Here is a 13,985-nt window from a genome sequence, read left to right on the forward strand (position 1 = left end):
CTGCGATAGGGCACGCTGCGCTGGCGCCTGCGCAGCGTGCCCTATCGCAGCAGCAGCTGGATCGCGCGGGCCGAAGGCGAGGGCCACCTGCAGGCCGTCACGCTAGCAGACGGGCAGCGGACCGAATGCGACGAACTGGGTGTCGGCTTCGGCCTCCTGCCCAGCACCGAGCTGGCCGCGGCGCTGGGCTGCCGGATCGATGCCGAGAGCGGCGCGATCGCGGTCGACATCGCACAGCAGACCTCGCAGCCTCACATCCTGGCCGCTGGCGAATGCTGCGGCATCGGCGGCGCGGACAAGGCGCTGATCGAGGGCGAGATCGCCGCGCTGCAGATCCTGGGCGAGGACATCCGCCCGCTTGCCGCCCGCCATCGGAGGCAGCTCGCTTTCGCCGCACGCCTGCACGACACCTTCACACCCCGTCCCGAGCTGCTGCGACTGGCCGACCCGGGCACGATGATCTGCCGATGCGAGGACGTCAGCCTGGGCCGCCTGCGCGCCGAACACGGCTGGCGCGAGGCCAAGCTGCAGACCCGCTGCGGCATGGGCGCCTGCCAGGGCCGCATCTGCAAGCCGATCGCGCACGAGCTGCTCGGCTGGCACGCCGAGGAAACCACCCCGCGCGAGCCCCTGCAGCCAGCGCCGCTGCGCGCCTTCGTGTCGCTCAGGCCGGCTGCTGAAGAGACGCCACCGGCGCCGCCCTGAGCTGCCGACGCAGCCGCAGGACCTGCGCCGTCGCGCCGATCAGGAACAGCAGGAACAGCCCGGCCGCCGCCTGCTGCAGCTCCGGCGCCTCGGGGCTCGCGAGCAGCGGCGCGCCCAGCGGCAGCCGCGTCGTCGTCTCGGTGATCGCGGGGATCCAGTGGAACAGGAAGCTGAGCGAATAACTGACTACCTCGACGTACGGTGCCAGCTTCCCGAACCAGCTGCGCCGGCCGGCGCCCCAGGCGATGCCGAGCACGATCAGCGTGATGATGCCCAGCGCATGCGGCTTGCCGAAGCCGCCGTGGGCGAAGATGAAGAAGCCGGTGAGGCAGGTCAGCACGGTGGTCCAGAAATAGACCTGGCCGATGCGGTTGCCGGTGACGATCTGCCGGTCGCGGATCAGCGCGATGGCGCCGGCCGCCACCGCGACCAGGCTGATGGCCGTGTGCACCACGCCGAGAGAAGAGAGTCCGAGCATGCGGGTTCCTCCTGCGGATTGACCGGGGAGGCCGCTTCGCCGATGCTGGCCGGATGCACCTGCCCCTACGGACCTGCGCCGCCGTCGCCCTCTCCCTGCTGCTGAGTTTCGCCCTGACTCATGTTCACGCGCAAGCATTGAAAATCGGCTCCAAGCGCTTCACCGAGTCCTACATCCTGGCCGAGCTGCTGGCGCAGACGGCACGCCAGGCGGGCGCCGCCGCCGAAGTCAGGCAGGGACTCGGGAACACGGCCATCGTCCATGCGGCGCTGCGCAGCGGCAGCATCGACCTCTACCCCGAGTACCTGGGCACGATCGACCGAGAGATCCTGGGCAACACCCGGCCCCACTCGCTGGCCGAGATCCGCGCGCAGCTGCAGCCGCTGGGCCTGGGTGTGGACATCCCGCTGGGCTTCAACGACGGCTATGCGCTGGCGATGCGCGGCGAGACCGCCAAACGCCTGGGCATTCGCCGGCTCGCCGATCTGGCCGCCCATCCGGCGCTGCGCCTGGGCCTGAGCAACGAGTTCATCGGCCGCGCCGACGGCTGGCCGGGCCTGGCCGCCCGCTACAGCCTGCCGCAGAAGCCCAGCGGCCTCGACCACGGCCTGGCCTACGACGCGCTGGCGGCCGGCCAGATCGACGTGATCGACATCTACACGACCGACGCCAAGATCGCCCAGTTGGGACTCACCGTGCTGGCCGACGATGACGCTTACTTTCCGCGTTATGACGCGGTGGTGCTGTACCGGCTCGACGTGCCGCAGCGCTTCCCGGCCGCCTGGGCCGCGCTGCGCAAGCTCGAACGCAGCATCGACGAGCCGGCGATGATCGCGATGAACGCGCGCGCCGAGCTGCAGGGTGTCGGCTTCGAGCAGATCGCGCGGGACCGCCTCGCCGGGGCCGCCACCATGGCGGGCGGTGGCGGCGCGATGGACAAGCTGCTGGGCCCCGACCTGGCGCGGCTGACCGCCCAGCACCTGGGCCTGGTGCTGGCCGCGGTCTGCGCGGCGGTGCTGATTGGCGTGCCGCTGGCGGTGCTGGCCGCGCCCCGCCCCGGCCCGCGGGCGCTGCTGCTGGGCGCGGCGAGCCTGCTGCAGACGGTGCCCTCGATCGCGCTGCTGGCGGTGCTGATCTCGCTGACCAATCGCATCGGCGCGGTGCCGGCGCTGGTCGCGCTGACGCTCTACGCGCTGCTGCCGATCATGCGCAACTGCTGCACCGGGCTGGCCGAGGTGCCGGCGGGCCTGAAGGACGCCGCCACGGCGCTGGGCCTGACGCCGGTGCAGCGCCTGGTCCACATCGAGCTGCCACTGGCCATGCCGACGCTGGTCGCGGGCATCCGCACCGCCACCAGCATCACCGTCGGCACCGCGACCATCGCCGCCTTCATCGGTGCCGGCGGCTATGGCGAGCGCATCGTCACCGGGCTGGCGCTGAACGACCGCGGGCTGATGCTCGCGGGCGCCCTGCCCTCGGCCGCGCTGGCGCTGGCCTTCGAGGGCCTGTTCGGCCTGCTGGCCTGGTGGCTGTTCAGGTCGCGCGCAGCAGTTCCAGCGCGATGACCACCTGCGCGCCGAAGGCCACCGTGAAGGCCAGCGTCGGCGCCCAGGGGATCGCGAAGACGCAGCCCACCGCATGGGCCAGGCGCGCCCAGAAGTAGATCTGGCAGGCGGCGAGCATCTGCGGCCCGCCGACGCCGGCCAGCTGCGCCACCACCACCAGCGTGGCGAAGATCGCGAGATTCTCCACCGCGTTCATGTGCGCGCGCATCAGGCGCTGCGACCAGGCGGAAGGCGGCTTGGGGTCGGTCGGGTAGCCGGCCGCATCGAGCATGCCGCGCGCCTTCAGCCGGTCGACGACGTAGGGCATCCACATCACGCCGGTCAGGCAGGTGACCCAGGTCAGGTAGCTCAGCTCGGGTTTCATGCCGCTTGTCTCCCTCCGTTTTCCCGCGCCGATTCTGGCCGGCTTTGCCCCTGCTTGTCGATTCGCGCGGGCACCGTTCGTCGTCCGGATGCAAGAATCGTTTTCAACCTTCCGGGAGACCCGCGATGAAGTTCATTGTTTTCGTCAAAGCCACGGCCGACAGCGAAGCCGGCCTGATGCCCAGCACCGAGCTGCTCTCGGCCATGGGCGCCTACAACGAGGAGCTGGTGGCGGCCGGCATCATGAAGGGCGGCGAAGGGCTCAAGCCCAGCAGCCAGGCCGTGCGCGTGCGCTTCTCCGGCAAGGAGCGCAGCGTCGTCGACGGCCCCTTCGCCGAGACCAAGGAGCTGGTGGCCGGCTACTGGATCTGGGAGGCGGACTCGATGCAGGCCGCCATCGACTGGGTCAAGCGCTGCCCCAACCCGATGCCCGGCGACAGCGACATCGAGATCCGCCCGGTCTACACGATGGAGGACTTCGGCGAGGCCTTCACGCCCGAGCTGCGCGAGCGCGAGGCGGCGCTGGAGAAACAGCTGGCCGCCCCCGCCGCCGCGCCTGCGGTGCCGCCCGTGAGAGGCGGCCTGCCCTACCTCACGATCCGCGATGCGAACGCCGCGATCGAGTTCTACAAGAAGGTCTTCGGCGCCGAGCTGCTGCTACGCCTCGATGACCCGCAGGGCCAGCCGATGCATGCCGAGCTGAAGGTCGGCCCGGCCCATTTCATGCTCACCGAGGAACGCCCGCAGTTCGGCGCCTTGAGCCCGCTGGCGGTGGGCGGTTCCTCCACCAGCGTCACGCTCTACTTCCCCGACGTGGACCCGGTCTTCGCCGGCGCGCTGGCCGCCGGCGCCCAGCAGCTGATGCCGCTGATGGACCAGTTCTGGGGCGACCGCTCCGGCGCGATCACCGACCCCTTCGGCCACAAGTGGATGCTGGCCACGCACAAGGAAGACCCGAGCGTCGAGCAGCTGCACGAGCGGCTCGCGAAGATGATGGCTTCGATGCCGAAGCCTTGATCAGGCCTTGAGCTGCTCCCGCGCGGCCTCGGTGATGGCCAGCACCGCGGGATGCGTCAGCCGCCGCTCGACCGAGATCGCGTAGAACTCCTCGACCAGCTCGGTCGTGCGGCCCAGCACCTTGACGCCGAACTGCTCGCAGGTCTCGGCCTCCAGCACCGTCGGCGCCATGAACACGCCGCGGCCCTCGCGGCCGAAGGCGGTCAGCAATGCCGCGTCGTCGAACTCGCCCAGCAGCCGCGGCCGCACGCCCTTCTCCGCCAGCCACAGGTCCAGGCGCTGGCGCATCGCGGAAGCCGCGCCCTGGATCAGCATCGGCGCGCCGTCCAGGCATTTCGGGAAACGGCCCTTCAGGTCCAGCGAGGGCGCGGCAAAGAAGCTCATCGCGGTGCGCCCCAGCGCATGGCTGAAGGCCTTGACGCTGAGCTTGCGCGCCATCGGCTCGTCGGCGATGACGAGATCCAGCCGGTGCACCGACAGCTGGGCCAGCAGGTCCTGCAGCTTGCCCTCGTGGCAGATCAGCCGCACCGCGCCATCCAGCGCCGGCTCCAGCAGCCGGTAGGCGATGGACTTGGGCACCTGGTCGGCGATGCCCACCCGCAGGTCCAGCACCGCCTCGCCAGCCCGCGAGCGGCCGATCGCCGCCTCCAGCTCCGCGCCCAGCGTGAAGATCTGCTCGGCGTAGCCCAGCGCCTGCCGGCCGTCGTCGGTCAGCTCCAGCCGCCGGCCGCTCTTGCGGAACAGCGCGCAGCCCAGGCGCTCCTCCAGCAGCTTGATCTGCGTAGACACGGTCTGCGGCGTCGTGTGCAGCTGCTCGGCCGCGCGCACGACGCCGCCAGCCTTGGCGGTGGCCCAGAAATAGCGCAGGTGGTTGAAGTTCATAGTTCCGTTTTACCTGACTATTCGTTCTGAACAAGAGAATTTACGCGAAGTGTCGACACCGTAAGAATTCGACGTTATGGAATTTCTCTTCGACCCCAACCTGTGGATCGCGTTCGCGATGCTGACCGCGCTGGAGATCGTCCTCGGCGTGGACAACATCATCTTCATCTCGATCCTCGTCGGCCGGCTGCCGCCCGCGCAGCGCGACCTGGCCCGCCGCCTGGGCCTGGGCTTCGCGATGCTGTCGCGGCTGGCGCTGCTGTTCTCGCTCTCGTGGGTGATGGGCCTGACCGCCGACCTGTTCCACGTGGCCGGACAGGGCATCAGCGGGCGCGACCTGGTGCTGCTGCTGGGCGGCCTGTTCCTGCTCTACAAGGCGACGCACGAGATCTACACCGAGGTCGAGGCCCCGGCCGACGGCGAGGCCGGCGGTGCCGACGCCGCCAAGAAGGCCGGCGCCGCGCTGCTGTCCATCGTGGCGCAGATCGCCGTGATCGACATCGTGTTCTCGCTGGACTCGGTGATCACCGCCGTCGGCATGGTGGACCACCTCGGCGTGATGGTGGCCGCCGTGATCGCCGCTGTCGGCGTGATGCTGTTCGCCGCCAAGCCGATCGGCGATTTCGTCGACAAGCACCCCTCCGTCAAGGTGCTGGCCCTGGCCTTCCTCGTGATGGTGGGCATGGCGCTGACGGCCGAGGCCTTCGACGTCCACATTCCCAAGGGCTATCTGTATGCCGCGATGGCCTTCTCGCTGGGCGTCGAGGCGCTCAACATCCGCGCGCGCGGCAAGCGCGTCGCCGTTTCCTCTTTGCAAGTGAAGGAGTCATGACCATGAACTCGAACGTCCAGAACTATCAGAACCCCCATTACGGCTTCGTCGAAGCCGATCCCGCGGTACGCAACCGCACGCTGCGCAACACCTACTGGCTGCTGGCGCTGTCCATGGTGCCGACAGTGCTGGGCGCCGGCATCGGCGTGGCCAGCGGCTTCGCGCAGATGATGTCGCCGATCGTCAGCCTGGTGGTCTTCATGGCCGGCGCCTTCGGCTTCATGTTCGCGATCGAGAAGACGAAGAACTCCGCCGCCGGCGTGCCGGTGCTGCTGGGCTTCACCTTCTTCATGGGCCTGATGCTGTCGCGCCTGATCGGCGTGGTGCTGGGCTTCTCCAACGGCGCCGGGCTGATCATGACCGCCTTCGCCGGCACCGGCGCGATCTTCCTGGGCATGGCCTCGCTGTCCACCATCATCAAGCGCGACCTGAGCACGATGGGCAAGTGGCTGTTCATCGGCGCGATCATGCTGATGGTGGCCGGCATCGCGAACATCTTCCTGCAGTCCAGCGCGCTGATGATCACGCTGTCGGTGATGGCCATCGGCATCTTCTCGGCCTTCATCCTGCATGACCTGAAGCGTGTGCAGGACGGCTACGAGACGAACTACATCACCGCCACGCTGGGCGTCTACCTGAGCCTGTACAACGTGTTCCAGTCGCTGCTGTCGCTGCTGGGCATCTTCGGCGGTTCGCGCGACGAGTAAGCAAGAAGGCTCAGGCGGCCTTCTTGCCCAGATAGGTCTCGATCACTCGGGGGTCCTTCGCCAACTCGGCGGCGGGACCCTCGAGTCCTATTTCTCCGGTCTCCAGCACATAGCCGTAGTCGGCCACTTCGAGCGCCGCGCGGGCGTTCTGCTCGATCAGCAGGATGCTGACGCCCTGGTCCCGCAGCGTCGACACGATGCGGAAGATCTCCTTGACGATCAGCGGGGCGAGGCCGAGGGACGGCTCGTCCAGCATCAGCAGCTTCGGCTGCGCCATCAGTGCGCGGCCCACCGCAAGCATCTGCCGTTCGCCGCCGGAGAGCGTGCCCGAGAGCTGCTCGCGCCGCTCCTTCAGCCGCGGGAACAGCGCGTAGACCTTCTCCAGGCCCTCGCGCCAGTCGCGCTTGCCGAGCTTCATCGGCCGGAAACCGCCCAGCACGAGGTTGTCCTCCACGCTCATCGTGGTGAACAACTCGCGCTTCTCGGGCACCAGGGCCATGCCCTGCATCACGCGTTCCTCCAGGCTCAGCGAGGAGATGTCCGCGCCGCCTAGCAAGACCTGGCCCCGGCTCGGCAGCACGCCCATCAGCGCGTTCAGCGTCGTGCTCTTGCCCGCCCCATTGGGGCCGATCACGGTGACCACGCTACCCTCGGCCAGGCGCAGGTTGAGGCCGGTCAGCACCTCGGCGCGGCCATAGCCGGCGTGCAGGTCGGAGACTTTCAGCAGGTCCGTCATCATCAGTGTTCCGTCCCGAGGTAGGCCGCCATCACGGCCGGGCTGGCCTGGACTTCCTCCGGCGTGCCCTCGATCAGCTTGGTGCCGAACTCCATCACGACGATGCGGTCGGTCAGGCCCATCACGAACTCCATGTCGTGCTCGACCAGCAGGATGCTGATGCCCTCGCGCTTGAGCTGGCGCAGCACCTCGGCCAGCGCCTGCTTCTCCTTCAGGCGCAGGCCGGCGGCGGGTTCGTCCAGCAGCAGCAGGGCCGGGTCGCTGCACAGCGCCCGGGCGATCTCCATCAGGCGCTGCGGGCCCAGGGCCAGGTTGCCGGCGAGCTCGTGCATCTGCGCGGCCATGCCGATGCGTTCGAGCTGCGCCTGGGCCTCGGCGAACAGGCGCTGCTCCTCGGACCGGTCCAGCCGCAGCATCGCGCGGGTCGTGCCGCTGGCGCCGCGCAGGTAGCTGCCGAGGGCGACGTTCTCCAGCACCGTCATGTCGGCAATCATCTTCACGTGCTGGAAGGTGCGCGACATGCCGCGCCGGGCGATCTCGCGCGAGGGCCGGCCGCTGACCGTCTCGCCACGGAAGTTCACCGCGCCGCCGGTCAGTGCCAGCACGCCGGAGACGAGGTTGAAGGTGGTCGACTTGCCCGCGCCGTTGGGGCCGATCAGGCCGACGATCTCGCCGGCCTTGATCTGGAAGGACACGTCGTTGACGGCCACCAGCCCGCCGAATTCCTTGCGCACGGCCTGCACGTCCAGCAGCAGTTCGCCCGCCTGGGGCTTGGCGCCGTGGGGCAGGCGCTCGGCCGTGCTGCGGGCGCGCGGCGCGGCCGGGAAGCGGCTCGCCACATAGGGCCACAACCCCTTGGGCGCGTACTTGATGATCAGCACCAGCACGATGCCCAGCACGATGATCTCGTAGTTGCCGCTGCCGCCCAGCAGCACCGGCAGCAGTTCCTTCAGCTGGTCCTCGATCAGCTTGAACACCGCCGCGCCGACGAAGGCGCCACCCACGGTGCCCACGCCGCCGACCACCGCCATGAACAGGTACTCGATGCCCATCTTCAGGCCGAAGGGGCTCGGGTTGACCGTACGCTGCACATGGGCGAACAGCCAGCCGGAGATGCAGGCCAGCAGCGCCGCGACGACGAAGATGATGACCTTGTAGCGGAAGGTCGAGACGCCCATTGCCTCGGCCATCGTCGTCGCGCCGTTGAGCGCGCGGATCGCGCGACCCGGGCGTGAATCGAGCAGGTTGCGGACGGCGAGCGCCGCCAGCACCGCGATAGCCCAGATCAGCACATAGATTGCGCGGCCTTCACGCAGGTCAATGCCGAAGAGGGCCAGCGGCGGCACGCCCAGCAGCCCGTCGTACTTGCCGAGGAACTCCATGTTCGCCATCGTGAAGTTCAGGCTCAGCGCCCAGCAGATGGTGGCCAGCGGCAGGTAGTGGCCGGACATGCGCAGCGTCAGCAGCGCCAGCACCAGCGCGACGACACCCGTCACCACCAGGCCCGCCAGCAGGCCCAGCCAGGGCGAGAGGCCGTAGCGGGTCGTCAGCAGCGCCGTCGCGTAGGCGCCCAGGCCCACGAAGGCTGCCTGGCCGAATGACGTGAGCCCACCGACGCCGGTCAGCAGCACCAGGCCCAGCGCCACCAGCGAGAACATGCCGATGTAGTTCAGCTGGGTGATCCAGAACTCCGGCACCGGCAGCGCCGGCAGCGCGAACAGCAGCACGAGGCCGATGGCCAGGAGGATGCGCTTGTTGTTCATCTCAATGCTCCTCCGAGTGCGGGTCGCGCCATGAGCGCCACAAGAGCACCGGCAGGATGAAGGTGAACACGATCACTTCCTTGAACGAGCTGGCCCAGAACGAGCTGAACGATTCGAGCAGGCCGACGATCAGCGCACCCACCGCCGCGCCGGGATAGCTCGCCAGGCCCGCGAACACCGCCGCGACGAAGCCCTTCAGCCCGATCAGGAAGCCGCTGTCGTAGAAGATCGTCGTGGTGGGGCTGATCAGCACGCCGGACAGCGCGCCGATGAAGGCCGCCATCGTGAACGAGAGCTTGCCGGCTGCGGTGCTGGAGATGCCCATCAGCCGGGCGCCGAGGCGGTTCACCGCGGTGGCGCGCAGCGCCTTGCCGTACAGGCTCTTCTCGAAGAACAGCCACAGGCCGACGATCAGCGCCGCCGAGGCCAGCAGGATGATGATGGTCTGGCCCGAGAACAGCAGCGGGCCCACCGTGAAGCTGGCGTCCCAGAAGCTCGGGTTGCGCGAGCCCTCGGCGCCGAAGAAGACCAGGCCCAGCCCGGTCAGCGCGAAGTGCACGCCCACCGAGATGATCAGCAGCACCAGCACCGAGGCGTCGGCCAGCGACTGGTAGGCCAGCCGGTACAGCAGCGGCCCCATCGCGGCCACCACGACCAGCGTGAGGATCACCTGCGCGAGCAGCGGCAGGCCTAGAGGCGCCGCCCACAGCGCGACCAGACCGATCACGACCGGCGTCGCCGCCGCGAGCAGCACCCGCTTGAACAGCCGCGCCGCCGGCTGCCTCTCGCGCAGGCCCTGCACCATGTCGAGCACGGCGACCAGCACCGCCATCACCAGCAGGAAGTGGATCGTCTTCGGCACATGGCCCTGCTGCAGGTTCGCCAGCGTCAGCGCGGCGAAGGCGACGAACTCGCCCTGCGGGATGAAGATGATGCGGGTCACCGCGAAGACCAGCACGAGGGTCAGCGCCAGCAGCGCGTAGATCGCGCCATTGGTCGCGCCGTCGAGCATCAGGATGCTGGCGATCGAAAAATCCATCGGGGTGTCTCTCTCCGTCGGCTTTGTAGGTTTGCGGGCGACTCTACACTGCCGCATGCCCGGTCTTGCCCCTCTTCTCGCCATCGATGGCGCCCGCGCCACCCTCACGCTGCGGCGCCCGCGCCTGGCCAATCGCCTCGAGATTTCCGATCTCCAGACGCTGCGCGAGCAGCTCGACGAGGTCAACCGCAACGAGGCCGTGCGCGTGCTGGTGCTGGCCGCCGAGGGCAGGCACTTCTGCAGCGGCTTCAACATCGGCGCGGTGCCGGGCGTCGATGCCGGCGCGCTGTTCGAGCAGCTGGCCGACGCCTGGGAGGCCGCGCGGCCGGTGACCATCGCCGCGATCCACGGCGGCGTCTACGGCGGCGCCACCGACCTGGCCCTGGCCTGCGACTTCCGCCTGGGCACGCCCGGCTGCGAGATGTTCGTGCCGGCCGCGAGGCTGGGCCTGCATTTCTATGGCGGCGGACTTCAGCGTTATGTGTCCCGCCTGGGCCTGGCCTGGGCCAAGCGCGTGTTGCTGGCCGGCGAGACGCTGGATGCCGCGGCCATGCTGCAGAGCGGCTTCCTCGACCGGCTGCTGCCCGATGGCGCCGCGCTGGACGAGGCGGTGGCGCAGCTGCGCGAGCAGTTGCTGGACATGGCCCCGCTGGCCTTGCTCGGCATGAAGAAGCACCTGAATGCCATCGCCCGCGGCGCGCTGGACCCCGCGGCACTGCAGGCGGACCTGGCGATCTCGCGCGATTCGGCCGACCTCGCCGAGGGCGTCGCGGCCTGGGGCGAGCGTCGCGCGCCGCGCTTTATCGGGCGTTGAAATTCACCTCTTCGGCCCGATCTGCAGGGCCTGGGACTTTGCCTAGGACGGGTTCCCCCGGATATGAGCGAAAATACCAGGGCTCGCTCATGGCCTGGCCTTCGTCAGAGGAAACCGATTGCCCAGGCGAGCCTTCTTGTCGAACCCCTAAAGATCAGGACCAGCGTGGCCAAGGAAAGTACCAAGACGACCATCGAGGCAGATGGTCTGCGCTATCGCTCGAAAGCGCCCGGTTCGCCGTTCGCGGCAACCTCTTCCTTCGGCGCGGCAACCATGTCGTGCTTCCTGTGCGGCAAACACCGTCCGCGCGCAATGCTCAAGTCGAAGAAGCTGCTGGGCAAGTCCCAGCCTGTCTGCTCGCCCAGCTGCAAGGAGCTGGAGGAGCAGTTGAGCAACAAGGGCTGATTCAACACCAGCCCCATGATCTGGCCGTTCAGGCCAGGTTGAAGCAGCGCCCGCATACCGCCCGGTAGCGGGCGTTGCCGCCTATTTCCACCTGTGCGCCCTCGCGCACGCGCCGGTTCTGCGCATCCACGCGCATATTCATCGTCGCCTTGCGGCCGCAGTCGCAGATGGTGCGCATCTCGTCCAGCTCGTCGGCCAGGCCCAGCAGCGCGGCCGAGCCGGGAAACAGCTCGCCGCGAAAATCCGTGCGCAGGCCGTAGCAGATCGACGGCATGTCGTGCACATGGGCCATCCGGTGCAGCGCCCAGACCTGCGGCGCGGTGAGGAACTGCGCCTCGTCCACCAGCACGCAGGCGACGGCCCGATCGGTCGTCCCGGCCTTCAGCAGCGCCTCGAAATCGGTGCCCCCATCGAACACCTCCGCCTCGCGATGCGGCCCCAGCCGCGAGGTGATCTGCCCACGCCCGTAGCGGTCATCCACCAGGGCCGTGAACAGCCGCACGCGGTGGCCGCGCTCCTCGTAGTTGTGGGCGGCCTGCAGCAAGGCGGTCGATTTGCCGGCGTTCATCGCCGCGTAACGGAAGAAAAGCTTGGCCATGAGCGATTGTCGCCAGGGATTTCCCGTCGCTGAACGTAGACACCCAAGGGGAAGCGAGTAGTCGCTATGTCATCCGCGCGGCCTACGATGGATCAGAGGGAAGTAGTTTCAGCAGATCAGGCCCGATGCGCCCACCCAGCGCGGCAGGTGCCTCGAACCGGTCACACCCAGCCATGAGCAAAGACACCTTCACCGCCGTCAGCAACGACGGCCTGCGCTACGAGTCCAAGGTGGGCGGATCGCCCTTCCTCGGCAGTGGCCACACCCGCTCCTGCTTCAAGTGCGGCAAGCACCGCGCCCCCGCCAGCCTGCAGTCGCTGCGCATCCTCGGGCGCACCGAGGTGGTCTGCAAACCCTCCTGCAGCAGCAGCGCCAAGACCGGCGGCTGACGCTCCTCCTCCCTGATCGTCCTCAGTCCGCGAACTCGGCGGACGGGAACAGCACACTCGCCCGCAGCCCCTGGCCTTGCGGGCCGTCATCCAGGCTCAGCCGCGCCTGCATCAGTTCGGCATAGCGCTCGACGATGGACAGGCCCAGCCCGGCGCCGACGCCCAGGCGCTGGTGCGCCGAGCCCTGGGCCCAGCGCAGGCGCAAGGCCGTCCGCTGGTTCGGGGCGATGCCCGGGCCGTTGTCGGTGACCGACAGCCGTACTCCCGCGCCCTCGCGGGCCAGATCCACGCTCAGCATCGGCTTGCCGCTGGCAGGCCGGCCATAGCGCAGCGCGTTGTCCAGCAGATTGGCCAGCAGCCCTTCCAGCAGGGCCGGGTCGGCCAGCACCCAGATCCGCGCCTCCAGCCCGCTGGCGCCCAGCTCCACGCCGGCCTTGTCGGCCCGCGCCAGGAACTGCAGCACCAGCTCGCGTGCCAGCCGCCCCAGGTCCAGCGGCTGCAGCACGCGGCTGTTCTGCGCCTCGTCGGCCAGTGCCAGCGCCAGCAGCTGGTCGACCAGCCGGCTGGCCCGCTGCTGGCCCTGCAGCACCGCCTGCAGCTGCTCGCGCCAGCGCTGCGGGTCGTCCTGCGCCAGGCCGTATTCGGCTGCGGCGCGCATGCCGGCCAGCGGCGTGCGCAACTCGTGGGCCACGGTGCCGGCGAACTCGCGCTGCGCGCGCACGCCCTCGTCGATGCGGGCCAGCAGGCGATTGATCGCTGCCGCCAGGCCGTCGACCTCGCGGGTGGACGGCGAAGTGCCGGGCGACAGCGGCGTCAGGTCCGCCGCATCGCGCTGCTCGACGCTGGCCTGCAGCGACTGCACCGGCGCCAGGTCGCCGCGGATGCGACGCTGCAGCCACACGGCCAGGCCGAACAGCAGCACCAGCTGCGGCAGCGCCGCGTAGGCGATCAACTGGTTCAACAGCGCGGTGCGGCTGCCGGTGGTCAGCGCCACGATGACGCGCATCGGCGCCGGCGCGCTGCGCGCGAGCACCACGCCGCGCAGCTCCAGCGCGCCCAGATGCAGGGTCTCGAAGCGCACCTCGGTGCCGTCGTCCGGCGAGGCGGTGGCCAGGCCTGGCTGGCCGGCGAGCTGGCGGCCATCGGGCAGCTGGATCGCGTAGTACTCGGTCTCCTGCTGGTCGTACAACGCGGTGCGCAGTTCGGCGCTGGACATGTTCAGCACCGGCTGGCCGTTGCGCAGCTCGATGCGCGAGGCCAGCACGTGGGCGTCGCCGAGCATCGCCCGGTCGAAGGCCCGCTGCGTGAACAGGTGGGCCACCGTCACCACCACCAGGGTGCCGAGCAGCCAGGTCAGCAGCAGCGGCCCCAGCACATTGCGCAGCAGGCGCGAGCGCAGCGAAGGCAGCGAGGGCGGCGGCATGCTGCCGCCTGCCGGAAGGTTCAAGCCTGCGGCTCCAGCACGTAACCGAGGCCGCGCAGCGTGCGGATGCCGGCGCCGCTGCCGGCCAGCTTCTTGCGCAGCCGCGAGATGAAGGCCTCCAGCGCATTGGCGCCGAGCGCTTCGTCGAAGTCCGACAGCTTGTTGGACAGGCTGCTCTTGCTGACCACCCGCCCCGGCGGCGACAGCAGCTCCCACAGCACCTCGAACTCGCGCGCCGGCAGGTCCAGCGGCTGGTCGCCGATATAGGC

At 69.3% G+C, this 13,985-nt stretch carries 16 protein-coding genes and 2 pseudogenes; 9 read left to right on the forward strand and 9 right to left on the reverse strand.

Annotated elements, in window-relative coordinates; translation table 11 throughout:
* Nucleotides 1-36: 36 nt before the first annotated feature.
* The gene (locus tag B0W88_RS22780; protein WP_077036921.1) at nucleotides 37-705 is read left to right on the forward strand and encodes an FAD-dependent oxidoreductase; all 669 of its coding nucleotides are present in this window, start codon (nucleotides 37-39) and stop codon (nucleotides 703-705) included.
* On the opposite strand, the gene B0W88_RS22785 is transcribed toward B0W88_RS22780, so the two are convergent.
* A complete protein-coding gene (locus B0W88_RS22785) occupies nucleotides 665-1,183 on the reverse strand; it encodes a hypothetical protein (protein WP_077036922.1) in 519 nt (172 codons plus the stop codon). The two genes, B0W88_RS22780 and B0W88_RS22785, sit on opposite strands and share 41 nt — an antisense overlap.
* A 53-nt stretch (nucleotides 1,184-1,236) precedes the next feature.
* Between B0W88_RS22785 and B0W88_RS22790 the strand changes: the two genes are divergently transcribed.
* Nucleotides 1,237-2,748 carry a glycine betaine ABC transporter substrate-binding protein gene (locus B0W88_RS22790; protein ID WP_077036923.1) on the forward strand — a complete coding sequence of 504 codons (1,512 nt, stop codon included), beginning with the start codon at nucleotides 1,237-1,239 and terminating at the stop codon, nucleotides 2,746-2,748.
* Here the strand turns inward: B0W88_RS22790 and B0W88_RS22795 are convergent.
* Nucleotides 2,717-3,112 (reverse strand): MAPEG family protein, encoded by a 396-nt coding sequence (locus B0W88_RS22795; RefSeq protein ID WP_077036924.1) that lies wholly within the window; start codon nucleotides 3,110-3,112, stop codon nucleotides 2,717-2,719. The two genes, B0W88_RS22790 and B0W88_RS22795, sit on opposite strands and share 32 nt — an antisense overlap.
* Before the next feature lie 125 nt (nucleotides 3,113-3,237).
* Between B0W88_RS22795 and B0W88_RS34875 the strand changes: the two are divergent.
* Both B0W88_RS34875 and B0W88_RS34880 read left to right on the forward strand, forming a co-directional pair.
* Nucleotides 3,238-3,648, forward strand: a pseudogene (locus B0W88_RS34875) (YciI family protein); the annotation flags it as partial.
* Between the two features lie 66 nt (nucleotides 3,649-3,714).
* A pseudogene (locus tag B0W88_RS34880) lies at nucleotides 3,715-4,128 on the forward strand (VOC family protein); the annotation flags it as partial.
* Here the strand turns inward: B0W88_RS34880 and nhaR are convergent.
* Nucleotides 4,129-5,010 carry a transcriptional activator NhaR gene (gene nhaR, locus B0W88_RS22810; RefSeq protein ID WP_077036925.1) on the reverse strand — a complete coding sequence of 294 codons (882 nt, stop codon included), beginning with the start codon at nucleotides 5,008-5,010 and terminating at the stop codon, nucleotides 4,129-4,131.
* A 76-nt stretch (nucleotides 5,011-5,086) separates the two neighbouring features.
* Between nhaR and B0W88_RS22815 the strand changes: the two genes are divergently transcribed.
* On the forward strand, nucleotides 5,087-5,842 hold the full coding sequence (locus B0W88_RS22815) for a TerC family protein (RefSeq protein ID WP_077036926.1): 756 nt from the start codon (nucleotides 5,087-5,089) through the stop codon (nucleotides 5,840-5,842).
* Nucleotides 5,843-5,844: 2 nt separating this feature from the next.
* The gene (locus B0W88_RS22820) at nucleotides 5,845-6,549 is read left to right on the forward strand and encodes a Bax inhibitor-1/YccA family protein (RefSeq protein ID WP_077036927.1); all 705 of its coding nucleotides are present in this window, start codon (nucleotides 5,845-5,847) and stop codon (nucleotides 6,547-6,549) included.
* 10 nt (nucleotides 6,550-6,559) lie between these two features.
* On the opposite strand, the gene B0W88_RS22825 is transcribed toward B0W88_RS22820, so the two are convergent.
* From B0W88_RS22825 to B0W88_RS22835, 3 genes are read right to left on the reverse strand one after another with little or no spacing between them, the layout of a single operon-like run.
* Nucleotides 6,560-7,288, reverse strand: a complete 729-nt coding sequence (locus B0W88_RS22825; protein WP_077036928.1) for an ABC transporter ATP-binding protein — start codon at nucleotides 7,286-7,288, stop codon at nucleotides 6,560-6,562.
* On the reverse strand, nucleotides 7,288-9,048 hold the full coding sequence (locus B0W88_RS22830) for an ATP-binding cassette domain-containing protein (RefSeq protein WP_077036929.1): 1,761 nt from the start codon (nucleotides 9,046-9,048) through the stop codon (nucleotides 7,288-7,290). Before B0W88_RS22830 ends, B0W88_RS22825 begins: the two co-directional genes overlap by 1 nt.
* Before the next feature lies 1 nt (nucleotide 9,049).
* On the reverse strand, nucleotides 9,050-10,087 hold the full coding sequence (locus B0W88_RS22835) for a branched-chain amino acid ABC transporter permease (protein WP_077036930.1): 1,038 nt from the start codon (nucleotides 10,085-10,087) through the stop codon (nucleotides 9,050-9,052).
* Nucleotides 10,088-10,142: 55 nt separating this feature from the next.
* On the opposite strand from B0W88_RS22835, the gene B0W88_RS22840 reads away from it, so the two are divergent.
* Both B0W88_RS22840 and B0W88_RS22845 read left to right on the forward strand, forming a co-directional pair.
* Nucleotides 10,143-10,901, forward strand: a complete 759-nt coding sequence (locus tag B0W88_RS22840) for an enoyl-CoA hydratase/isomerase family protein (RefSeq protein WP_077036931.1) — start codon at nucleotides 10,143-10,145, stop codon at nucleotides 10,899-10,901.
* Between the two features lie 165 nt (nucleotides 10,902-11,066).
* Nucleotides 11,067-11,306: a hypothetical protein gene (locus tag B0W88_RS22845; RefSeq protein ID WP_077036932.1), complete on the forward strand. Its 240-nt coding sequence runs from the start codon at nucleotides 11,067-11,069 to the stop codon at nucleotides 11,304-11,306.
* 28 nt (nucleotides 11,307-11,334) lie between these two features.
* Here B0W88_RS22845 and B0W88_RS22850 read toward each other — a convergent pair whose 3' ends face one another.
* On the reverse strand, nucleotides 11,335-11,904 hold the full coding sequence (locus tag B0W88_RS22850) for a thymidine kinase (protein WP_077036933.1): 570 nt from the start codon (nucleotides 11,902-11,904) through the stop codon (nucleotides 11,335-11,337).
* Nucleotides 11,905-12,077: 173 nt separating this feature from the next.
* Between B0W88_RS22850 and B0W88_RS22855 the strand changes: the two genes are divergently transcribed.
* Entirely contained in the window at nucleotides 12,078-12,293 is a 216-nt protein-coding gene (locus B0W88_RS22855; RefSeq protein WP_077036934.1) for a hypothetical protein, read from the forward strand.
* Nucleotides 12,294-12,315: 22 nt separating this feature from the next.
* On the opposite strand, the gene B0W88_RS22860 is transcribed toward B0W88_RS22855, so the two are convergent.
* Both B0W88_RS22860 and B0W88_RS22865 read right to left on the reverse strand, forming a co-directional pair.
* Nucleotides 12,316-13,740 (reverse strand): sensor histidine kinase, encoded by a 1,425-nt coding sequence (locus tag B0W88_RS22860; RefSeq protein WP_233151814.1) that lies wholly within the window; start codon nucleotides 13,738-13,740, stop codon nucleotides 12,316-12,318.
* The coding region (locus B0W88_RS22865) for a helix-turn-helix domain-containing protein (protein WP_144006897.1) at nucleotides 13,737-13,985 on the reverse strand (249 nt) is incomplete at its 5' end. The genes B0W88_RS22860 and B0W88_RS22865, both read right to left, overlap by 4 nt.

This window comes from Pelomonas sp. KK5, from assembly GCF_001984095.1.
In the GTDB taxonomy this organism is placed as follows: domain Bacteria; phylum Pseudomonadota; class Gammaproteobacteria; order Burkholderiales; family Burkholderiaceae_C; genus KK5.